Annotated in this window: 20 protein-coding genes and 1 tRNA gene; 8 read left to right on the top strand and 13 right to left on the bottom strand. The window is 57.4% G+C overall.

The genetic code is table 11. The annotated features are described in order from the left end of the window. Positions 1-6 precede the first annotated feature (6 nt). From ACR0AZ_RS02185 to ACR0AZ_RS02165, 5 genes are all read right to left on the bottom strand, one after another. Positions 7-399 carry a rhodanese-like domain-containing protein gene (locus ACR0AZ_RS02185; RefSeq protein ID WP_480666662.1) on the bottom strand — a complete coding sequence of 131 codons (393 nt, stop codon included), beginning with the start codon at positions 397-399 and terminating at the stop codon, positions 7-9. Between the two features lie 86 nt (positions 400-485). Next, positions 486-1,829 (bottom strand): HlyD family type I secretion periplasmic adaptor subunit, encoded by a 1,344-nt coding sequence (locus ACR0AZ_RS02180; RefSeq protein WP_480666661.1) that lies wholly within the window; start codon positions 1,827-1,829, stop codon positions 486-488. 3 nt (positions 1,830-1,832) lie between these two features. Beyond that, positions 1,833-4,139: a type I secretion system permease/ATPase gene (locus ACR0AZ_RS02175; protein WP_480469279.1), complete on the bottom strand. Its 2,307-nt coding sequence runs from the start codon at positions 4,137-4,139 to the stop codon at positions 1,833-1,835. Between the two features lie 40 nt (positions 4,140-4,179). Then, the gene (locus ACR0AZ_RS02170) at positions 4,180-6,120 is read right to left on the bottom strand and encodes a type I secretion protein (protein ID WP_480666660.1); all 1,941 of its coding nucleotides are present in this window, start codon (positions 6,118-6,120) and stop codon (positions 4,180-4,182) included. Between the two features lie 131 nt (positions 6,121-6,251). Further along, positions 6,252-8,648: a beta strand repeat-containing protein gene (locus tag ACR0AZ_RS02165; RefSeq protein WP_480469277.1), complete on the bottom strand. Its 2,397-nt coding sequence runs from the start codon at positions 8,646-8,648 to the stop codon at positions 6,252-6,254. A 611-nt stretch (positions 8,649-9,259) separates the two neighbouring features. Between ACR0AZ_RS02165 and ACR0AZ_RS02160 the strand changes: the two genes are divergently transcribed. Beyond that, positions 9,260-10,021: a helix-turn-helix transcriptional regulator gene (locus ACR0AZ_RS02160; protein ID WP_480469276.1), complete on the top strand. Its 762-nt coding sequence runs from the start codon at positions 9,260-9,262 to the stop codon at positions 10,019-10,021. After that, positions 10,005-10,511 (top strand): hypothetical protein, encoded by a 507-nt coding sequence (locus ACR0AZ_RS02155; RefSeq protein ID WP_480469275.1) that lies wholly within the window; start codon positions 10,005-10,007, stop codon positions 10,509-10,511. The genes ACR0AZ_RS02160 and ACR0AZ_RS02155 overlap by 17 nt, the downstream gene beginning before the upstream one ends. Positions 10,512-10,773: 262 nt before the next feature. On the opposite strand, the gene ACR0AZ_RS02150 is transcribed toward ACR0AZ_RS02155, so the two are convergent. Next, entirely contained in the window at positions 10,774-10,974 is a 201-nt protein-coding gene (locus ACR0AZ_RS02150; RefSeq protein WP_480469274.1) for a hypothetical protein, read from the bottom strand. 654 nt (positions 10,975-11,628) lie between these two features. Next, positions 11,629-11,704: transfer RNA gene (locus ACR0AZ_RS02145), tRNA-Thr, on the bottom strand. Between the two features lie 181 nt (positions 11,705-11,885). Here ACR0AZ_RS02145 and ACR0AZ_RS02140 point away from each other — a divergent pair. Continuing rightward, positions 11,886-12,761 carry a hypothetical protein gene (locus ACR0AZ_RS02140; RefSeq protein ID WP_480469266.1) on the top strand — a complete coding sequence of 292 codons (876 nt, stop codon included), beginning with the start codon at positions 11,886-11,888 and terminating at the stop codon, positions 12,759-12,761. A gap of 9 nt (positions 12,762-12,770) precedes the next feature. Here the strand turns inward: ACR0AZ_RS02140 and ACR0AZ_RS02135 are convergent, their stop codons facing one another. Further along, a complete protein-coding gene (locus ACR0AZ_RS02135; protein WP_480469265.1) occupies positions 12,771-13,037 on the bottom strand; it encodes a DUF2312 domain-containing protein in 267 nt (88 codons plus the stop codon). 163 nt (positions 13,038-13,200) lie between these two features. On the opposite strand from ACR0AZ_RS02135, the gene ACR0AZ_RS02130 reads away from it, so the two are divergent. Further along, positions 13,201-13,419 carry a hypothetical protein gene (locus tag ACR0AZ_RS02130; RefSeq protein WP_480469264.1) on the top strand — a complete coding sequence of 73 codons (219 nt, stop codon included), beginning with the start codon at positions 13,201-13,203 and terminating at the stop codon, positions 13,417-13,419. Between the two features lie 9 nt (positions 13,420-13,428). On the opposite strand, the gene ACR0AZ_RS02125 is transcribed toward ACR0AZ_RS02130, so the two are convergent. Further along, entirely contained in the window at positions 13,429-13,644 is a 216-nt protein-coding gene (locus ACR0AZ_RS02125; protein WP_480469263.1) for a hypothetical protein, read from the bottom strand. Positions 13,645-13,886: 242 nt separating this feature from the next. Between ACR0AZ_RS02125 and ACR0AZ_RS02120 the strand changes: the two genes are divergently transcribed. Genes ACR0AZ_RS02120 through ACR0AZ_RS02105 form a run of 4 tightly spaced genes read left to right on the top strand, consistent with a single transcriptional unit; the run spans position 13,887 to position 16,073 of the window. After that, positions 13,887-14,750 carry an MBL fold metallo-hydrolase gene (locus tag ACR0AZ_RS02120; RefSeq protein WP_480469262.1) on the top strand — a complete coding sequence of 288 codons (864 nt, stop codon included), beginning with the start codon at positions 13,887-13,889 and terminating at the stop codon, positions 14,748-14,750. Between the two features lie 25 nt (positions 14,751-14,775). Continuing rightward, complete coding sequence (locus tag ACR0AZ_RS02115; RefSeq protein WP_480666658.1) at positions 14,776-15,204, top strand: YeeE/YedE family protein; 429 nt, start codon at positions 14,776-14,778, stop codon at positions 15,202-15,204. Then, the gene (locus tag ACR0AZ_RS02110; protein ID WP_480666657.1) at positions 15,204-15,635 is read left to right on the top strand and encodes a DUF6691 family protein; all 432 of its coding nucleotides are present in this window, start codon (positions 15,204-15,206) and stop codon (positions 15,633-15,635) included. Before ACR0AZ_RS02115 ends, ACR0AZ_RS02110 begins: the two co-directional genes overlap by 1 nt. Positions 15,636-15,644: 9 nt before the next feature. Continuing rightward, positions 15,645-16,073 (top strand): protein tyrosine phosphatase family protein, encoded by a 429-nt coding sequence (locus ACR0AZ_RS02105; protein ID WP_480657169.1) that lies wholly within the window; start codon positions 15,645-15,647, stop codon positions 16,071-16,073. A gap of 4 nt (positions 16,074-16,077) precedes the next feature. Here the strand turns inward: ACR0AZ_RS02105 and ACR0AZ_RS02100 are convergent, their stop codons facing one another. The 4 genes from ACR0AZ_RS02100 to ACR0AZ_RS02085 all read right to left on the bottom strand — a co-directional run bounded on the left by ACR0AZ_RS02100 (position 16,078) and on the right by ACR0AZ_RS02085 (position 20,625). Further along, on the bottom strand, positions 16,078-17,181 hold the full coding sequence (locus tag ACR0AZ_RS02100; RefSeq protein WP_480666656.1) for a FliM/FliN family flagellar motor switch protein: 1,104 nt from the start codon (positions 17,179-17,181) through the stop codon (positions 16,078-16,080). 77 nt (positions 17,182-17,258) lie between these two features. Continuing rightward, positions 17,259-19,940, bottom strand: a complete 2,682-nt coding sequence (locus ACR0AZ_RS02095) for an ATP-binding protein (RefSeq protein WP_480469257.1) — start codon at positions 19,938-19,940, stop codon at positions 17,259-17,261. Further along, positions 19,928-20,248: a hypothetical protein gene (locus ACR0AZ_RS02090; protein WP_480469256.1), complete on the bottom strand. Its 321-nt coding sequence runs from the start codon at positions 20,246-20,248 to the stop codon at positions 19,928-19,930. Before ACR0AZ_RS02090 ends, ACR0AZ_RS02095 begins: the two co-directional genes overlap by 13 nt. Continuing rightward, complete coding sequence (locus ACR0AZ_RS02085; protein WP_480469255.1) at positions 20,245-20,625, bottom strand: response regulator transcription factor; 381 nt, start codon at positions 20,623-20,625, stop codon at positions 20,245-20,247. Before ACR0AZ_RS02085 ends, ACR0AZ_RS02090 begins: the two co-directional genes overlap by 4 nt. Positions 20,626-20,691: the final 66 nt, after the last annotated feature.

The raw sequence follows: 20,691 nt of genomic DNA, 5'->3' as shown, positions 1-20,691 counted from the left end.
GGGCTACTACATCCCCGGATCAATCGGTTCGACAATATCACCACCGCCATTCACCCAGTCCGTGAACCCGCCTAGATTATAGACACGTTCGTACCCCATGTCCTTCAGCAACTTCCCAGCCAGAGACGCTCGACCCCCCGAAGCGCAATGCAGGATAATGGTGCGGTCCTTGCGCAGTTCGGGGTCATAGGATGGCAGTTCTTGGTCAGCGCGAAATTCCAGCATTCCACGCGGAATGTGATGAGAGCCAGCGGCGCGACCTACCTTCTCCAATTCGAGCGCATCGCGGATGTCCAACAACAGCGCACCTTGTGCCAGAAGCTCTTGCGCCCTGCCCGCATCAATGCGTTCGACCACGGCATTCGCGGCCTCTACCATCTCCTTGACTGTCAAAGGCATCGCTACATCTCCTGCGAATTGAGTTCGCAGGAAACTAACATGCAAAATCTGGAAGATGTAGCCGTTATGCAGCGATAGTGATCACGTTAATGTTCGCGGAAGGCGCGCGACATGCTGTCGACCACCGGCTTGGCGATATAGGCGGCAAACGTACGCTCTTCAGTTTGGATCATGATCTCGGCAGGCATACCAGGTGTCGGGACAAAGCCCCGCACGCGGCTCATCTCATCCGAAGTCAGAGAGATGCGTGCCAGATAGACCTCTTGCGGCATACCAGCTGAGTCTTCGACCAGTGAGTCGGCAGAGACGTAAAATACCTCGCCGTTGAGCACCGGGGTTGTTCGCTGATTGAGCGCCACCAGACGCACAGTTGCGATTTGGCCGGTTACAACACTGTCGATCTCGGTGCGCGGGATTTGCGCCTCGATGATAAGCGGGGCATCGGCGGGCAGGATTTCCGCGATCTGCTCGCCGGTTTCGATCACACCGCCGGGCGTGTGATGATGCAGACGTACGACAGTCCCAGTCACCGGCGCCCGCACGACGGCGCGATCCAGAACACTGCGGGCCTGCCGCGCCTTTTCGCGTACACTTTCAAGATCAGCTTCAATCACGCCAAGCTCGTCCAATGCCGCTTCGCGGTAGGCCGAGCGAGTGCGTAGAATCTGCTCTTCGTATTTCAGCAGCATTTGGTTGACCTCAGCCGTTTCGGCCTGCAGGCGGGCCAACTGCCCCTCTGCTTCAGCCTGCACACGGCGAATTGTGTTCAGGTCGCCTTTGCGCACCAATCCCTTTTCGAACAGCGCATATTTCGTGTCGTATTCTTCCTGAAGAATATCAGAGCGCCGTTGCATGCTGGTCAATTGCGCCTCGAACCCGGTGGCGCGAATCCTGAGCGCCTCCATGTTCCGCTGCAGCAACGCGATATCGTTCAGCAACGTCTTGCGCGAGACATTGAAACTGAGTTTTTGGTTGTCGAGGATGGTCATGACCTCGACATCATCCGATGCTTTGACCAGATCGGGGGAGAAAATCAGGTTTTCCTGCTCGCTATGCTCGGCCAGCAGACGTTCTGTCATGGCCTGCAGGCGGATTTTGCGGATGAACAGCTCGCGCTCATTGGCCGCCGCCGAGGTCTGGTCCAGCGTCATCATGATCTGACCGGCCTCGACCGCCTCGCCTTCGGTGACAAGGATGTTTTCAATAATCCCGCCCTCAAGATGCTGCACGATCTTGTTGCGTCCCGTGGCGACAAAGCTGCCCTGCGCGATGACCGCCGCCGCAAGTGGGGCCCGGAAGGACCACACGCCAAAGCCGCCAAAGCAGACAACCAACATGATCAGGCCAATCACGATGAACTTGGTGATCGATCGCGGAACCTCAGAATACCAGAGGCTTGGGTCTTCCTTGCGGACTACCAGCTCGTTCATAACTTATCCCCCATTGCCCTGAATTTCAGGCGGCTGCTGTCGCGAGCTGTTCAGCTGCTGCAGGACCTGTTCGCGCTGACCAAACAGCGCCACACGGCCGTCTGTCAGCAGCATGATCTTGTCGACCACACTCAACAACGTCGGCTTTTGCGTAATAACGACAACAGTGATCTTGCTTTCCTTGGCTTGCTCGATTGCACGCGCCAGGGCCTTGTCGCCCGCGACGTCCAGGTTCGAGTTCGGCTCGTCCAGCACCACCAGTCGCGGATTGCCAAAGAACGCGCGCGCCAGCGCGATGCGCTGTTTCTGACCGCCCGACAACGGCGAACCATCGGCGGCAACGACCGTCTCATACCCCTGCGGCAGCGTCGCGATCATGTTGTGTACATCCGCCAGAACCGCGGCGTCATGGATCTGCTCATCCGTGGCATCATCACGCATGCGACCGATATTGTCCTTGATCGTGCCGGGGAACAGTTGAACGTCCTGCGGTAGATACCCGATGCTTTCACCGAACTGGCGTGGGTCCCAGTTGCGGATGTCCATCAGGTCCAGCCTCACACTTCCCGAGGTCGGTAGAATCGACCCCACCAGCGTCTTGCCAAGCGTGGTTTTACCCGCGCCGGAATTGCCGATGATCGCCAGAGTCTCTCCGGGGTTCAGCGCAAAGGTGATCCCATTCAAAACCACCCGCTTGGTGCCGCCGGGTACGTAAAGCAGACGTTCTACATCCAGTCGGCCTTCGGGACGCGGCAGGCGCAGTTTTTCGTATTGCAGGGCAGAACTGGACAGCAACGCCTTGATCCGGCCAAAGGCACCACGGGTCAGCAGGAAAGTGTTCCAGCCTTCAATCGAGCCCTCGATCGGAGCAAAGGCACGGCCTGCAATGATCGAGGCTGCGATGACCATGCCACCGGTGATCTCGCCTTGCAGGGCCAGAAACGCCCCCCACCCCAGGATGCCGATCTGCGTCAGCAGACGCACAGCCCGCGATATGGCAGCGAAGATCACATTGCGATCCTGCGCCTTGACCTGCCAGGTCAGCGATTGCGCCGTGTCACGGCCCCAGATGCGCACCGCCTCGGGGATCATCGCCAATGCATTGATGATCTGGCTGTTGCGCGACATCGAATCCAGATGCTGGTTGGCTAGCGACTGCGCCTGATTTGCCTTGGCAAAAGGTTTCGCCGTCATTTTCTGGTTGATCAGCGCAATAACCATCAGGATCAGAGCAGTGGTCACAACAATCATGCCAAGCTGCGGATGCACCAGAAAGATCATCAGGATGAACAGCGGTGCAAAAGGCACATCGAGGAATGAGATCAGTGTGCCTGAAACCAGAAATCCGCGCACTTGCTGCAGGTCACCCAACGTCTGATACTCGCGCCCGTTGCCATGCAGCGAGGCATGCGCCGCCGCGCTCAGCACCGGAGCGCCGAGCCGTGCCGCCACCTCGACCGCAGTGCGCATAAGCATGAACCGACGCACCGCATCGAAGGCAGCCTGAAAAATCACCGCCCCTGCGACGATCGCGGTCAACATGATCAACGTGTCCAACGAGCGGCTGGTCAGCACCCGGTCGCTGATCTGGAACAGATAGATCGGGATCGCCAGGATCAGGACGTTGGTGGCGCAGGTCAGCACCAGCACAAAGGCCAGATTGCGCCAGATCGCCTTCAATGAGGTGCGCAGGGTTTTCTGGAAATCCTCAGGCGGGGTTCGCTTGTGGAAGGTTTGGGGTGGCCCCTTGCCGTCTCCTCCGCCCTTGCTGGTGCGCATCAACGGTTCGTTCGCCTTCGCCTCGATCGTGGTGCCCATGCGGTCTTTGCCGTCCGATGGCGCAGAGGGGGTCATGCGCGCAGTCGAGTGATCGGCTTTCTCACGATCCGGGGCCTCCGGCTTGGCCACCCCAGTATCGCCGCCCACCGGATCCTGATCTTGCGCGGGCCGCGACGACGCACGCCGAAGGGGAGAGCCGACGCGCGATTGTGACATTGAATCTGACTGCTGCGCATGCCTCTGGCCGGTTTCATCCGGTTTCGAACTATTGTTGGGCGCCTCATCCTGAGGCACCTGATCTGAGGGCGGATCTGGTTCGTCCACATCACCAGTCATGGCTGCAGAACTGGGTCGGAAATCGGACAAACGCATCTCCTTGGTCAGACGCAACTTGGCCTCTGCCGCAGGCGCATCGGCCTTCAAGGGCTTTGTCACCCGCTCACAGTTTTCAGGCGCAAATGGGCGGCCGCCTCCGTGTCGGTCCAGCGGGCTGGCATAACGGGTTCGTCGCGACGAAAAAACGATCGACATATATAATAAACCTTTGGGTCACTCGTAATGTACAGAAAACTCAGGCCAACATGGTTTGCAGGCCATCCGAAGCATTCGCCATCTCGCTTGGCGTCAGATCATTGCCATTTGGCCCGATCTCAGCACCATGGCCCGGCATCCCCATCTCATCCATCAGGGCGGCAATCGCCTCATTGGTCATTTCAGAGATTTCCTCGTTTGTGGGCATGTCCATCAGGCTGGCCTGATGCAAGAGCAGATCCGAATATGATCCGTCCTGAGCCATCACCACCGAGTCGACCCCGGCCTTGGTTATGTTCGCCGCGTTCAGCAGAGCATTGCTGCCCGCGATCACCTCAGTCTCATCGGCGTTCGGGCCGCTCAGATGTACGTCATCCTGATCCGCGAGCATGGTCGACTGTTCCACAACGTTCAGCTGAACCAGTGAACCGTCCACCTTCAGGACACGCATCTGTTCCATCCCCGCAAACATCGGATCGTTCATCAGCGCATCTTCCAACGCTTCCATGTCCGATTCCTTCAGCGCCATGGCCTCAGCCATCGGCGCCTGCATCAGTTCATGGGTGTCTTCCCCTTCCGTGAGCAGTGAGACTTCGTTCATCACGAGGTTTTCATCCGAACCGCCCAGCGGTTCAGGCAGGCCGCCGGTCACAATGTCATCGTCCATCAGCACCAGCGTTTGAACGAATGCATCGACCGAGATCATGTCTCCGTCGATCATGACCAGATCATAGTAGCTGCCCAATTGCAGGATGTTGGTCACGTCGACCAATTCATTGTCGCCCATCGCGTATAGCGTGGTCGAGGCAGAGATCTCAGTTTCAATATGGTCGATATCTGTGGCATCGATCGTCTGTTTGACGAAATTCGCCACGATCAGATCACCGTGAATCCAATCGACGTGCACAAGACCCGGTGCATCCTCGCCGCCTTCCGAAACCCAATAGGCGGCGTTTCCTTCGACCTCAATCGATGAGGATTGCACGACTTTTGTACCGGATTCGCCCTTGGTACCTTCATCCATGTCAGAAACGACGGCGACCTGGCTGACCATGGTCAGTTCAATCGACTTACCGCCAACCGCAATGTAGGGCGCATCGACCCAGGCGACTGTGGCGGAAACTGCATTGATGGCCAGATTGCCACCTACAATCACTTCATGACCGTCGGAAAATTCCGGATTTGCATCCTGATCCCACTCTACCGGGTACGGATCGGGGGATGCGTCTTCTTCCTCGTCCTCTGGCTGATGATGTGCAGGCAGAAGATCCTCCCAAACCGGCGCTTCATTCACGTATTCGCCGTTGACGATCACGCCCATCGCGTCTTCGCCGTGGAATTGATAGACAACTGCGCCTTCGACATCAGCATAGACCGGAGCCAACATCTGTTCGGCCATGTCTTCGACATATTCGACCGAAAGGTAATCCGAGATTGCAAAGGAGAGGCTTGAGAAGGCGTGCAACGACATCGCGATCTCCATTGCCGCTTCGGCCAAAGCCGTCAGCTGCTCGGGATCGCGGAAGTCGCCTTCACCGACGACGTCGTTGTCGCGTAAAAAGATCGACTGGAACGTATAGGTCACAGCCGATCCGATCAGCTCGGTCACAAGCTGGGGTTCAAGAATGATAACGGCCTGAGCAGCCTCGGCCATTGCGGCATCAGGCAACGGTGAGCCGGGCGCAGGCGGTGGTGGCAGAGCGTCCACTGTCTGAAGCGCCGGGCCCTCGACGTCAGGTGGCAACTCAGGATTAGGAGGAGGCGTGTTGATCAGATAGGACAGTGGGCCATACTTACCCGGATCCAGATCCAATTCCGCTTTGACTCTGATTTTGATGGGGTCTTCCAGTTCTTCCAGCTCGGCCTTGCGGCGCATCGCGGTGAACTCTTCGTACTGATCCCTCAGGCGGGCTTGCTCAATCGTAAGATCAAAAGTTCCAATAAAGTGTGCAATCTTTTCGGTAACACTATCGAATGACATTTCGATGACCCCTAACTCCGTCACCGGCAGGAAATTTCCGGCTCTGGATTTGCTGGGCCGAGGCCGCATCATGCGGCCCCGGCGTTTTCATTTGTGCGGGGGCCAGTAATGCGGCCCCCGAGACTTGCGCCTTACACGTCGGTGTCGTCGCTCGAGTAGCTCGAGGTCATCGAACCACCAACCATGGTCGTATCGACCGAGTTACCAAGCACGTTGGCACCCTGAACGATCGACTGGTTGAAGGCCGATGTGTCGACGACGGCCGCTGCAGAAGCATAGGACTCACCGTTGACGATACCGTCACCGCCGTTATCCGAACCCCAGCTGCCGGCGTTACCGCCTGCACCGCCAGCGCCGGAATAGGCACCCGAAGCTTCGCCACCGGTGTTTGTCGCACCTGTGGTTGCACCACCGGTCGAGGTACCCATGACGTCACCGCTGGTTCCGCCAGTTGCAGCGGCAGCACCACCTGCGCCACCTGCGCCAGATGTCGCGGTACCTGTTCCGCTACCGGTACCGGTCGATGTCGCGTCATTGTCGGACATGGCATCGCCACCGTATCCGGCAATCGCTTCGGCCAGGCTTTCTGCATAGCCGTCATTGGCTGCATCTGCCCAGGAGTCGGCCGCGCCACCGTTTCCGGCTTCGTTGGTCGCATCCGCAGATCCCGCACCGCTACCGGCCGAGCTTGCGTCCGGGTTGGCCGTTCCGCCGTCACCACCAGTACCTTCAGCGGTTGACGTACCGGTACCATCGGCATCAGCCGAACCGTTGGAATTGTTGGTGCCACCAGCACCACCAGATCCGTCCGGAGCTTGCCAGTTCGAGGTCATACCGTCGATATCGCCAGGTGTCTGCGCGATCACTGGTCCGGCTGCAGTCTGGTCACCAACGCCACTTGCGTCGGCATCCGCGTCGGCCTGACCGCCACCTTGGCCACCGTCACCGGAACCACCGGAACCGTTGCCACCGTCGCCGTCGCCGCCAGGACCGTTACCGCCGTCACCGGCACCACCAGATCCGTCACCGCCGGGTCCGTTTCCACCAGTACCGTTGGCATCACCTGTCGAAACACCAGCTGCGGCAGATTCTTCTTCGCCCTCTTCTTCTTCATCGCCGGGCTCTTCGACCAACGGCGCAACACGCAGGAATGGCAGGGTTTCTTCAATTACACCCGTGTTCCCACCGGTACCCGGACCACCTGATCCGTCACCACCAGGCCCATTTCCACCGTCGCCAGAACCACCGTTTCCGTTACCGCCGTCGCCCTGGCCGCCATCACCCTGGCCACCATTGCCGTTGCCACCGGACCCGTCATTGGCACCCAGCGCGCCTGCGCCTGCCAGTCCAAGACCGATATTGCCGCCAGCCGATGAATCATTGGCTTCGTTGGTACCTTCACTGGTGTTGTCGGCGTTACCGCTGGTTTGCGCGTCGCCATCTCCACCATCAGCATTACCGTTCGAAGCGTCGGTTCCCGCCAGTCCCAGACCAGCTGCAAGCGAACCAGAGGCGTTGTCGCCACCGCCCGCATCGCCTTCGGCATTAGATCCGGCAAGTCCCAGACCCAGACCCAGACCAATCGATCCGGCGTTACCACCTTCACCACCGGTGGATTCTGCATTGGAACCCGCTACTCCAAGATTGACTGCACCGGAATCGTTATCGGCGTTTCCACCGTTTCCGCCCGCGCTGTTGCCATCGGCATGCGCGCCCGACAATCCAAGACCAACGCTGGTATTATTGGCGTTACCAGAAGCGGCACCATTACCGCCGGATGCCGTACCATCGGCATGTCCGGAATGACCACCAAGGGCCAGTGAATGGCTGCCATTGGTGTCGCCATATGCGTCACCGCCATAGCTCATGCCGCCATCACCCGAGTCACCGCCGTCGGTATTTACGTCGATACCGTCTTCGGCATAGGCCTCACCGCCATTTGCGTCGCCGCTCTGGGTGAAGTCACCCGAGTTTTCTACGCTTGCAGTGCCCAGAGTGTCATTGTCGTTCAGACTCGCATACTGGCTGTTGATTGACGCGAAGTCGTTTCCGGGGCCGCTCAGATCGATATCGATGTTGATATCGTCGCCCGGATCATAATTCACATCGTCACCCGCGGTGATCACGTCACCAACATCGCCTTCTACATCTTTGATGTCGACGTCAACTTTGTCGTCATCACGCGGGATCCACTCACCGCCCGAGAAATCAATGTCGACCGATGCGTTGTTGTTGTTGGTGTTACTGTCGTCACCACCATTTGACTGCGAGTTGCTGTCGTTACCACCGTTGGTGTTACTGTCGTTGCCACCGTTGGTGTTGCTGTCGTTACCACCGTTGGTGTTGCTATCGTCGCCACCGTTGGTGTTGCTGTCATCACCTTGTTGCTGCTGCTGCTGTTGCTGCTGAGCGTTAATGTCTTCAACCGACAGTTCTACTTCTTCTTCTGACGATGGTTCATCTACAACAGGGTCCTGATCATCGATAATCTCTTGGACGTCCGCTACAGGAGCTAGTCTGCGTTCCATAATAAATTCCACTTTTACTGAAGCACCGGACCGCCATTCATCTACAAAGCGGCTACAGGCGCGGTTGAAACAGATTTCACGCACAGAGCGTCACAACGGACGCTTATGCGGCAGTTCTGGTCTTCTGTCTGGTCAGTCCCCCTTTCTCGGCCCAGCCGATTCCATGTCCACGGGGATGTCGTTGAAATAAACGGGCCGCAGGCATGCCAGGTTCAATGAAACTTCGCCAATTGAAGCAGGGTCATGTTTGCAGCGATGCGAGGGTGTGCATAGCTGGCCGAAAGCATTAAATGTGGCAACTCTTTGTTAAAAAAGTGGTTTTTTAAGAAACTGCCTTTAGAAAGGGCAAACCTTGTGGGGAATGAAGAACATTTTTGCGCTTTGAAGAATTCACTGTTTTATTTCAGAAAGTTACAGACAAATTTCGAAACTCCGACCTGATCAAAAGTTCTATAACAGCGCCTCAATTTCCCGCGTTCCCTTGCTGAAATTCGTACTTTCAGCTATGATCAAATGATAATTTGACTATTTACGTTACCGTTTCGCGCCGGCTGAACCTGCACCCAATTTCAATTCCAGCGGCTGGCGCTTTTATTAGTGGGGGAAGGACAGTGAATATCTCATTGCAAGATGACTCACGTGGTCAGATTGAATACCCTGAAGAACTTTCGATCGCATTTATTGGCAAGGAACTGTTTTATTCCAACCAAACCCTGAGAAGTGTTCAGAACGAATTTGGCGTGCGCGCAGCACGCTACGAGAACCTGGATTCGCTCCTGGCGGAAAACGAAGCGAACTCGCCCGCCGAACGTATCATCGTCGTGGACCAGATGATGATTGAGGATCTCTTATCCCGCCCCGCCGAATATACAAAACTGGCCGAGGCCGGGTGTCTGGCTTTCGCCTATCGCAAGAAAAGCCCGGCCCGCTTTCTGTTCGAACACTGGGACCGCGCGCGGTTTGGCAATATCGGATATCTACCGATGAATGTCGCCCCAGACGTATGGCGCGCAATTTTACGTCTGCTGATGCATGAAGAGTTACACCTGCCCTGTTTCCTGGCCGACAGCATGGCCGCCTTGCAAGACGCGGCAAATGCGCCGATCGAAAAGCAGCCTGCTACCCGGACCCGATCACCCGAGAAACTGCTGCTCTATGCCAAACTCACCCGCCGGGAAAAACAGGTGCTGAGACAGGTCGCTCAGGGCAAAAGCAACAAGGCCATCGCTGCCAAACTGGGTATAACCGAGCATACTGTGAAGCTGCATATGCATAACGTCTCGGGCAAGATCGACGTCAGCAACCGAACAGCTGCGGCGCATTTTTATTTCGAGGTCGCGCCCAATGAGGCGCGCAATGCCCCTGTTGGATGAAGCCTTCGAAACCCGGTTTGACCGGCTTATCCTTCTGGTGGGCCGGTTGAACTATATGTGGACGAACACGGAAAGCCTGCTGATCCATCTGATCGCGGGGTTGACCGGATCCAACAAGGACGTGGCCGTCATCATCTTTCTGACCCTGAACACGACTCGCGCCCGCATCGATCTTGTCGAGCGCCTAGCGAAGATGGAGGGCCGCCCCGCTGAAATACGCGATCCGATCCTCAAACATACCCAGCGCCTGTCGCGCCTGTCGTCGGTCCGGAACAAATACAATCACTGCATCTATTCGTTCGACCAGGAAAGCGGCAACCCCAAGACCATCCTGATGCGCATCGCCGACCGCAAGACCGATATCAAGCTGGGGCGCGAAGATACGGTGGATGACGAGGCCATGAAAGAGATCGAGGACGTGGTCGCACAACTCTCTACAGCGAACAATGACATCTGGAACCTGATCAAGCGACTCGGGTTCCCTGTCTGAGCATTACCGGCCATCAGATCCCCCATGGGCGTCACGAAAAAGAAGGGCGCGCTTTTGTACAGCGCGCCCAATAAAAAGGGAGGATTATGAAAAACATAACGTCCGAAACAAAAGAGACGTTCACTCGTTAACATCTCGTTTATGAAAGATTTTATTGAACCGATCAGTGATGCAGTTCACATCCACGGCATATTTTCTCACAAAAATGAAAATCGCACTCTAGGATGACGCCAGATGCAAAGCCGCCAGGATAACCTGACGCTTACTCACATAAGGACATAATCAACTGCCAAAGATAAGGCAGGCTGGGCAATTCCAGAGTCCGATAAGCCAGCATGCTCACGGCCAACCCGATCAGACTAAAAGAGGTAACGAATACGGCCTGCAGGACGACGACCCAGGGATCGTAGGTTCGGAAGCATCGCTCCAGTTTGGAGCCAGCGATGATGTGGTCTGACAGCATTTTATCTGACTGCTCAATCTTGGTGCATGGTTCACTTTTGTTGATTGTATCCATCGAACTTTGACCCGGCTGCGACAGGAATAAGGCGATTTCACCCTAAGTCCGACCTCTGGCGCACCAAAGCCCGCCATGCAGTTCTGGGGCCATGTAAGCAAGAAACTGCACCATACGCGAAGCAGCGGCGGCTATCTGCCAACCTCGACCAGAGACTGCCATAAGGACAACCTCAATTTCAGTATTCAATCGTAGTTGCTAATGGGCCTTCAACGGGCAGCTATCACCATTCCGCTTCCCCAAAGAGAGAGGGGCTGGCCAAGACCCCCTCATCCAGCCCCTCACACCACCTCCACTCTCTACCATTTGTGAGACGGTGGGTTTCTCCCCTTAGGGCACCCATTTCGGGCACGTGGTGATTATATCACATCTTGATCCATTTGTCTGTCCACTGAATCTGGGGATATAAATCCAAGCGGCTTAAACCGCAGATCAGACCCGGGTTGTGATGTAGTGTTCACTATGAGTTATCGATGTGCTTGATCTTAATATGGAGAGCCATTCGCGCCTTACTGATGTGCGTGTCTACGCGTGTCTTGTCCAATACGTAAAGCGCATCAAACCAAGGAATAAGGGCAGAAGGGAGGACTTGGCTAGAAGTGGTGCCCCCACACGGACTCGAACCGCGGACCTACTGATTACAAATCAGTTGCTCTACCAGCTGAGCTATAGGGGCACTGGGAGCCGATTAATGCCTTGGGCCAGCGACTGCAAGTGCGAATTTTTGCGTGATCTTAATACGCGACTGCTTTTCTGCCGGTTCATCAGAAAATCAACCTTCAGAATAGCAATTTGACTGCGTCGAAGGCAGGCTGTAACCCAACTGGCACGACCGGACGGATGGAGGGAACAAATCGATGCAAGTGGCCATCCACGCCGGAGCGCACTTTACTGACCAGGGCACTCTGCTCAAGCTGCTCCAGACAAATGCAAAGGCCATAGGACAGCATGGCGCGGCGTATTGGGGTGGCCGAGCTTACAAAAACACGTTCAAACCGGCTTTGGGACCGGTTGGCGACAGGCCGCCTGCCGAAATAACGCTCGGAAGATTTCGGAAAATCGTCCCGAAAGCGCGTGAGATTAACCGCGCCGTGCTGTCCAGTACAGAATATATCGGCGAACGAACAACCGCCTTAATGGACGGGCAGTTCTATTCGCAGGCCGGGAAACGGTTGGCGCTGCTCGATCAGCTTTTTGCGGAAGATACGGTCGAGCTATTTGTCGGATTGCGCAATCCCGGCAGCTATATTCCGAAGGTTTTGATGTCACTCTCCCCAGCTGAACGGGAAGGCATCCTACGATCAACCGACCTGAGCTGCCTGAGCTGGCTCACTATGATCGAAGATGTGCGCGACTTGGCGCCTGATGTGAAGATAACGCTTTGGAGCAATGAAGATTCCCCGTTAATCTGGGGTGATCTCGCTCGGATGCTGGCGGGATTGCCCGAAGATACGCCACTGGAATCGGAGTATGAGTTTTTGTCGTCTCTCTTGTCCGCTGCTGGAAAACAGGAACTTCAGCAATTGACAGGACAGGGCCTACTGCCCAACGACGCCGGTCTGAAAGCCGAACTGGCGAAGATCTTTCAGGAACACGCACAAATCGAAGCGATCGAGGAAGAAGTTGAGCTGACCGGCTGGGATCAGGGTATCGTCAGCGCCTTTACAGAGCTCTATGAACAGGATCTGGCACGATTGCAAAGCATGCCAGATATCCGGTTCATTAAACCCTGAAGGCGCGCGCTACATGCCAAGCGCTTCTTTATACATTTCAAGCACCGCTTCCTCTTCAGCGATGTCGTCCTTGTCACGCTTGCGTAGTGCGATGACCTTGCGCATCACTTTAGTGTCGTAGCCGCGCGCCTTGGCTTCGGCCATGACCTCTTTCTGCTGATCCGCTATGTCTTTCTTTTCAGCCTCCAGACGTTCGAACCGTTCGACGAACTGGCGCAGCTCACCTGCTGTCACGCGGTAGTTGGCTGCGGCCTGATCTTCGGTGATATCTTCCATCTGTGTGTCTCCCAAGGGCTGAAAATGATACCGGATCACCGGGCAGTTTGCCGGATACATCGCCGTCCGCCCGACCGCAAGCTTGCTTTCTATATGGCAGGCTTGTCTGGCGTTCTTTGATCCGCTAAGCGCGGTCTCAGTTCAGAAGGGTGGTTAAGATACCATGTTCGACATGATCGTCTGGGGCGGAGCCGCCCTATCGCTGGCCGGGTTGCTCGGCCTTGTCTGGTGTATCCTGCGTGTGATGAAGGCGCGCAAATCCGGCCTTACGGATGACGAGTTGCGCGCAGCGGTTCAGGCAGTTCTGCCCTGGAACCTTGCGTCATTATTCCTGTCCGTTATCGGTTTGATGCTGGTCATCCTCGGGATTTCCTTTGGGTGACCACTCCGGTCAGACCGGCATATTGTCAAACCGCGCTTCCAGCGCATCCTCGACCAGCGCCGCGTCAAGCCGCCGCAGCCGCGACGGTATCTGAACGCCCCGCGCGCGCATCTTGTCCAACACTTCGCTGACACAAGGTTGCAGTTCCAGCCGCGTGTCCAGACATGCACCGTGAAGCTTTTGTTCAAGACGTTCCGCTTCGGTGTAGAGATCCTGAGCAGTCATTTGCGTCCTCCCACTAAATGCCAGTCTGCCTCATTTACGTAACAGAAATAAGATCAGCATGAGACTCGATCAACGTATCGCAAATTCTTGCCAAGACCCTGCAAAAAATTGGCGATACGCCGCAGGTCGCTTAAAGGATATACAAACAACAGACGGTTTGCCTTGACAGACATCAAATCGTGATTTGGAACTTGCATCATATTCCACTATTACTATATGTACTGAAACCCTCGGAGGAACTCATGACGCCTATTGTGAAAGCCTTTTTCGATCCTCAGACCTTCACCGTGTCATACGTCGTGCAAGAACCCGAAGGTCAAGCCTGCGCCATTATCGACAGCGTGTTGGATTTTGATCATGCTTCCGGGCGCACCGATACAGCCTCGGCGGATCAAATCGTGGAGTATGTCCGAGAGAACGGGCTGAAGGTCGAGTGGATCTTGGAGAGCCATGTTCACGCCGACCATCTCTCGGCCGCACCTTACCTTCAGGAGAGATTGGGCGGGAAAATCGGGATTGGCGAGAACATCGTTGTTGTGCAGGACACATTTGGCAAAGTGTTCAACGAAGGGACCGAATTCCAGCGGGATGGCAGCCAGTTCGACGCGCTGTTTTCCGAAGGCGACAGCTTTCACATCGGGCAGATGCGCGGGGACGTTCTGCACACGCCCGGGCATACGCCTGCTTGCATGACCTACGTCATCGGCGATGCCGCCTTCGTGGGGGACACGCTATTCATGCCTGATTTCGGAACCGCGCGCTGCGATTTTCCGGGCGGATCGTCGGCCGACCTTTATGCCTCGATCCAGAAGATCCTGTCCTTACCGGATGAAACACGCATCTATGTCGGGCATGACTACAAGGCCCCAGGCCGGGATGAGTATGCATGGGAGACCACGGTGGGCGAGCAGAAGGCGCTGAACATCCATATTGGTCAGGGCCGCAGCGTCGAGGAATTCGTCGAGATGCGCGACGCCCGTGACGCAACACTTGCGATGCCACGCCTTATCCTGCCGTCATTGCAGGTGAATATGCGGGCTGGGCAGATGCCGCCAGCGGATGAAAAGGGCGACGTCTTCATGAAGATCCCGGTCAACAAACTTTGACACATGAAAGTAAGAGGAATCGACCATGATGATTGAATGGGTCTGGGGTCTGGTCGGAGGGCTTCTGATCGGACTAGGTGCCGCCGTTTATCTTCTTTGCAACGGTCGCATCATGGGCGCGAGCGGCATCCTTGGCGGGCTGCTCGAACGCAACGACCGCAGCGTGATCACTGAGCGACTGGCATTCCTGGCCGGGCTGATCCTAATGCCGTTTCTGCTGCGCCCGCTGATCGCGCCGCAGTCGCAGACCCATCTGACGGGTGACATGGCCATCATAATCATGGCTGGCCTGTTGGTAGGTGTTGGCACCCGCATCGCCAATGGCTGCACGTCGGGACACGGGGTTTGCGGCATTACTCGGTTTTCGCTTCGGGGTATCGTGGCAACCGTTTTCTACATTCTGGCAGGCGGGCTGACCGTTGTTCTGTTTCGCCATACTTTGGGAGTTATCTGATGCGCGGACTGTTTGCTTTCCTCGCAGGATCTCTGTTTGGTACAGGGCTTTTAATTTCAGGCATGACCGACACCACCAAGGTGCAGGGCTGGCTGGATGTGTTCGGCAATTGGGACCCGACGCTTGCCTTTGTCATGGGCGGAGCGATCCTGCCAATGCTGGTCGCGTGGCGGCTGACACGAAGCGGGACCCCGCTGGTCGGCGGCACCTTCCCTGCCCCGCCGCGGGTGGAGCTTGATCGCCGTCTCGTTGTCGGTTCGGTACTGTTCGGTGTTGGTTGGGGGCTAGCGGGTTTGTGCCCGGGTCCAGCCATGGCGTCGCTGAGTTATGGCGGTGCTGGCGGAATTGTGTTCCTGATTGCGATGATCGCAGGCATGTTTGCGGCCCCGAAGGTGGGGGCGCAACTGGACAGGATCGCAAACGCGGCCTAAGCAATTGCCATGGAGATTCGACCGATTACCCCCCGCTACGCCGTCTCGCCTCAGATCACGGTTGAGGACGTGCCAGCCATCGCCGCTGCAGGATTTGTCAAGGTGATCTGCAACCGACCCAATTCCGAGGTGCCGCCGGATCAGCAATCCGATGCAATCGGTCAGGCCGTGCGCGACGCCGGGCTGGAGTACGAGGTGTTGGAATTGACGCACCAAACAATGACGCCCGAAAATGTCGCCCGTCAGCGCGATATGGCTGAGAATTGCAGCGGGCCTGTCCTGGCGTATTGCGCCTCGGGAACGCGGTGTTCGGTGGTCTGGGCGTTTGGGCAATGCGACCGGCTGAGCACGGATGACATTCTCGATGCCACCAGCAAGGCAGGCTACGCGCTGGATAACCTGCGTCCCGCGCTGAACCAGATGAGAGACCAGAGCTGACGCTTCAGCTCGTTTCATCAGACCTCGGAAGACCTGCGAGCTGCGAAATCTCTGAGATCATTTGCTTGGAATCGGTGAGTAGCAATTCACCGGCATCGCCATCAACGCCGATCGACGTGAGATTACTCAAACCCTCGGTCAGTCCGATTTCAGATGCCGTCGAGATATCTTGTCCACCCGCGTTGTCAGTTCGAGGCTGTCTGGGCAGAAACGGTTGCGGCTCTGAATAGGTCAAGGCCGTGGAGGCGCGGTGTTCGTTGATCCGAACTGCCCGCATTCCGCCGCACTGCCCCAACCGCCCTATCGCCATCCGCCCCCGCTCGATCGTTGTAATCTGAACCTTATCCAGCTTTGCCACGCTCAGCGGAAGAACATCCCCCACGTCCAGTTCAGACAGGCTGGTCAGCGGTAGGGACATGCGACAGAGCACGGCATGCAACTCGGCCCTCATCACGCCTGAGGCCTGCTGTAGCCTCAGACCCGAACTGTTTTCCTGCTCAGCCTGTTCCTTTTCTGACAGCGGAGGGTCAGGCAGCAAAATACAAATCTCACCCTGCCGCGCACCACCGGCGAGCTCGACCGTCAGTTCTACAACACGGCAACTGTCATACGTCATCGCAAGCAGCAGCGCCTGCACATCCTCGGACCGCGAGGCATATTCATACCCCGAAAGACTGATAAGATCCGCCGGCCCGTCAACAAGACCGCGCGCACGGTCCAACATATCCTCGAACAATGGCGCGGTCATTGCCGCATCGGTCTCGGTAAAGACGCGTTCAGACGGAGGGTCGGATGTGACCATCCCGATTGTTTGCTGCTGGACAATGGCCGAAACACATCCCGGATCCAGACACACCGCTGTCGCACCTGCCTGCTCGGATAGAAAAAGCAACAACAGCCAGCTGTCTTGCAGTCTTTCGGCCAACTCGGGCTGCGCGCGCTTGGTATGCTTTGCCCCGATCACCGACAAGCCCAGCCCCAGCCCATCGCCTGCAGCGCGCGCCAACCCGAGCCGCAAGGCGCGCAGGATCGAACGAGGCGGTTCAGCCACGCTGTCCTGTCCTGCCGAAAGCTTGCGCGCCAATGCTGGCTTGGCCTGAACTGTCATCGCCCGAATCCACCGTTTGTCGATATTGCGACTCTTGGTGTAGCCCGGCGGGCGTTACGAATGTCTTTATATCATCGTCATTGTGCCGCCTGCCGATAAGCCAGCGGTAGGCTGACCCGGAATGCTGCACCGCCCTGCCCGGGCAGATAAGCCACTTCGCCTCCAAGGCGCTGCATGATCTCGCGACAAATCGCGAGGCCCAGCCCGGCCCCGCCTGCCTTGTCGGAACCGACGCGGGCGAATTTCTCGAACACCATCGATTGCGCCTCGAACGGGATACCACTCCCATTGTCGATGAAATCGATCACCACTTGGCCGCCCACATCATGAGCGGAAATGGTCAGCACCGGCTCGGCCGCGTTGCAATACTTCTGCGCGTTCGAGATCAGGTTGATAAACACTTGCCCCAGACGGTCCAGATCCGTGTGGAGCTGAATCCGCTCGGACGGGCGCACACGTTTCACCGCCAGTTTCCGCTCGCCACCCGTAAGCGCGCTCGAAACAGCGCGGTCCAGCACCTGGCTCAGCGTCGCCTCACCTATGTTCAGACTGACTTGACCACTTTCCAATACGCTCAAGTCCAGCAGATCATCCAAAAGGCGCGTCAGACGCAGCGCTTCATCATGAATGATCGCCGCGTAACGGGTCTGCTCGGCATCACTCAATCCATCAGTGTCGCGCATGATCTCAGAGAACGCCCGGATCGAGGTCATCGGGGTCCGCAATTCGTGACTGACCTGGCTGAGAAACGCATCTTTCTGCATCGATACCTGAGTCAGCTTTGCGTTCGCCTCGCGCAGCTGCCGCGCAGTACGGCTCAGCTCGGCCGACTTCACTTCGAGCTGGCCGGAATACTCAAGCAGCTGCGCAGATTCGTCGGCCACGGCCAGCAGGTCCTCGACCGAGACCGACGCGCCGCCGACAATCTGCCCGATCATGGCATGCGCGGTTGCGGCACCGACCGAGCCGCTCAATTCGCGCTCAAGACGCTCCAGAAATTGCGGCGTAGGTTCGGGCAAACGACCGGGGCGGCCCTTTTGCCGCGCAACCTCGGCCTGAAAAAACTCCTGCGCAGGCAACGTTCCCAGAATACGCTGGGTCATGATCATCAAATCTTCGCTCTGCGCCACTGATCCGGTCCATCCGCGCGGTGCGGCGGAATGATCGAAGACGTTGACGAACTGTGCCCCCTGAAGGCGTTCGAGCGGACTGGGAAAACTCAGCATCGAGGCAACGCAGAAGGCGATCGTATTCAGCGACAGGGACCACATCACAGTATGCACCATCGGATCGATCCCCTCGATCCCGAACAAGGCTTGCGGGCGCAGCCAACCCCAGCCGAAGGGGCCGTTCTCAATTACCGAAGGTGCGATGATTCCTCCGCCCATGCCCGGCAACAGCAACGTGTAAATCCAAAGGAAGAAGCCGACGCTCAGTCCGACCAGAGCCCCTGTTCGCGTCGCCCCGCGCCAAAACAATCCCCCCACAAGGGCCGGCAAAATCTGCGAAATCCCGGCAAAAGCCACCAACCCGATGGAGGCCAGCGCCGCACCGCCTCCGGACAGGCGATAGTAAAAATAACCCAGCGCCATAATCGCTGCGATTGATACCCGCCGGGCCATCAGCACGATCGTGCGCACATCGCCTGAAACCGAACCCGCCCCCTCATGCGTATTCAGCCAGATCGGCATGACCACATGGTTCGAAACCATCGTCGACAACGCCATGGCGGTCACGATCACCATCGAAGTGGCAGATGAGAAGCCGCCGATAAAGGAGAGCATCGCCAGCCAGTCATTGCCTTGTGACAGGGGCACCGTCAGTACGAACAGGTCCGGGTTCGACCCCTCCGGCAGCAAGTCCAGACCGACCACGGCAATCGGCACCACAAAGAGGCTCATCAACAGCAGATACAGCGGAAAGGCCCAGGCCGCGGTGCGCAGATGGCTTTCGTCATCGTTTTCGACAACCATCACCTGGAACATCCGCGGCAGACAGACAAAGGCCGCAGCCGACAGGAAGATGAAGGTGGTCCACCGCCCGGCATCCACTCTCCACTGACCGATTTCCGATGCATCAATTCGATCCATCATCGGGCCGATTCCACCGGCGATACCCCACACGACGAAGATACCAACCGCCAGCAAGGCAAACAGTTTGACCACCGACTCCAATGCGATGGCCGTGACAACGCCGTGGTGCCGCTCGTTGGCGTCCAGGTTTCGCGTGCCGAACAGGATCGCAAACACTGCAAGCCCAGTGGCCACCCAGAACACGCTGGAGCCTTCGCGATAGAGGCCGGTCGGATCTGCCTCGGCAAAGATCGAAAACGACAGCGTGATCGACTGCAGCTGCAACGCGATATACGGAGTGCCCCCCAGAACCGCCAGAATGGTCACGCAAACCGCCAGCGTGTTCGACTTGCCATAGCGCGACGAGATCAAGTCAGCGATCGAGGTCACCCGCTGGCTGCGTCCGATCCGCACCAGCTTGCGCAGACCCCACCACCAACTCACCATCACCAGCGTCGGACCCAGATAGATGGTGACGAACTCAAGCCCCGACCGCGCGGCATTGCCGACGGCTCCATAGAACGTCCAGGCCGTGCAGTAGATCGACAGCGATAACGTGTAGATCAGTGGTGAACGCAACCACTTCCCGCCTCCGCGCGCAGCAAGCCGGTCGGCGGCAAAGGCCACGCCGAACAACAACACGACATAGCCCAGACAGACCAGTATCAGGACGTTCAGCGTTGCCATAGCTCGGCCCCGGATTCGGCTTTCTCACGCGCGGCCATACGCCGGGCTGCAAAACCGAAAATCAGGCTGATCAGGATCAGAACACCCCAGCACGCAAAGATGTAGAACATCGCTGACGACAGCGACAGCGCATCGGTTTCACCATTGCTGTCAGGCCAGAGCAACGGAAGGGCCAGCAATGCCGCCCCCAGAAACGGCAACAGGCGCGCCGCGTCAGCCAGTCTGCGGCGGCGATAGCTTTGACGCTCCAGAAAAAGCGACGGTCGAACCGGACCGCCAGAGTCCTCACCCTCGTCCGAGGGGCTCATGATCGCGAGGCCTGCGCGTGCAGATCACGCACAGCTGTCAGAACCTCGGTATTCGAGAACGGCTTGGTCATGAAACGGCTGACCCCGGCCTGCTCTGCCATCTCGCGGTCGCGGGATTGCCCGCGCGCGGTCAGCATCAGAACCGGCAGGCCCTGCATCTCATCGTGCTCGCGCAGATCACGCAATATCTCCATGCCGTTTTTGCCCGGCAGCATCACATCCAGAATGACCAGATCGGGCCGGGCCGCCAGCACGACCTGCACTGCATTCGTGCCCTCGGCATGGGTCTCGACCTGCCAACCCTCGCGCGTCAGCAGAAACCGGATCGCTTCGGTGATGTTGGGCTCATCCTCGATCAGCAGAACCTTACGGCTCATATTTGCAATTCCTCCCCATGACCGGTCGCACGTCCGGCCACCTGTCTAAAACAGCTTAAGCGTTCT

Source organism: Ruegeria sp. BE3, from assembly GCF_056538865.1.
Note: the sequence above shows the minus strand (reverse complement) of the source record. Positions and strands in the feature narration are given on the sequence as shown.

Coding starts and splice junctions, on each gene's coding strand:
- ACR0AZ_RS02185 (WP_480666662.1), bottom strand. CDS start 399: ATGCCTTTGACAGTCAAGGAGATGGTAGAGGCCGCGAATGCCGTGGTC.
- ACR0AZ_RS02180 (WP_480666661.1), bottom strand. CDS start 1,829: ATGAACGAGCTGGTAGTCCGCAAGGAAGACCCAAGCCTCTGGTATTCT.
- ACR0AZ_RS02175 (WP_480469279.1), bottom strand. CDS start 4,139: ATGTCGATCGTTTTTTCGTCGCGACGAACCCGTTATGCCAGCCCGCTG.
- ACR0AZ_RS02170 (WP_480666660.1), bottom strand. CDS start 6,120: ATGTCATTCGATAGTGTTACCGAAAAGATTGCACACTTTATTGGAACT.
- ACR0AZ_RS02165 (WP_480469277.1), bottom strand. CDS start 8,648: ATGGAACGCAGACTAGCTCCTGTAGCGGACGTCCAAGAGATTATCGAT.
- ACR0AZ_RS02155 (WP_480469275.1), top strand. CDS start 10,005: ATGCCCCTGTTGGATGAAGCCTTCGAAACCCGGTTTGACCGGCTTATC.
- ACR0AZ_RS02150 (WP_480469274.1), bottom strand. CDS start 10,974: ATGCTGTCAGACCACATCATCGCTGGCTCCAAACTGGAGCGATGCTTC.
- ACR0AZ_RS02140 (WP_480469266.1), top strand. CDS start 11,886: ATGCAAGTGGCCATCCACGCCGGAGCGCACTTTACTGACCAGGGCACT.
- ACR0AZ_RS02135 (WP_480469265.1), bottom strand. CDS start 13,037: ATGGAAGATATCACCGAAGATCAGGCCGCAGCCAACTACCGCGTGACA.
- ACR0AZ_RS02130 (WP_480469264.1), top strand. CDS start 13,201: ATGTTCGACATGATCGTCTGGGGCGGAGCCGCCCTATCGCTGGCCGGG.
- ACR0AZ_RS02125 (WP_480469263.1), bottom strand. CDS start 13,644: ATGACTGCTCAGGATCTCTACACCGAAGCGGAACGTCTTGAACAAAAG.
- ACR0AZ_RS02120 (WP_480469262.1), top strand. CDS start 13,887: ATGACGCCTATTGTGAAAGCCTTTTTCGATCCTCAGACCTTCACCGTG.
- ACR0AZ_RS02115 (WP_480666658.1), top strand. CDS start 14,776: ATGATGATTGAATGGGTCTGGGGTCTGGTCGGAGGGCTTCTGATCGGA.
- ACR0AZ_RS02110 (WP_480666657.1), top strand. CDS start 15,204: ATGCGCGGACTGTTTGCTTTCCTCGCAGGATCTCTGTTTGGTACAGGG.
- ACR0AZ_RS02105 (WP_480657169.1), top strand. CDS start 15,645: ATGGAGATTCGACCGATTACCCCCCGCTACGCCGTCTCGCCTCAGATC.
- ACR0AZ_RS02100 (WP_480666656.1), bottom strand. CDS start 17,181: ATGACAGTTCAGGCCAAGCCAGCATTGGCGCGCAAGCTTTCGGCAGGA.
- ACR0AZ_RS02095 (WP_480469257.1), bottom strand. CDS start 19,940: ATGGCAACGCTGAACGTCCTGATACTGGTCTGTCTGGGCTATGTCGTG.
- ACR0AZ_RS02090 (WP_480469256.1), bottom strand. CDS start 20,248: ATGAGCCCCTCGGACGAGGGTGAGGACTCTGGCGGTCCGGTTCGACCG.
- ACR0AZ_RS02085 (WP_480469255.1), bottom strand. CDS start 20,625: ATGAGCCGTAAGGTTCTGCTGATCGAGGATGAGCCCAACATCACCGAA.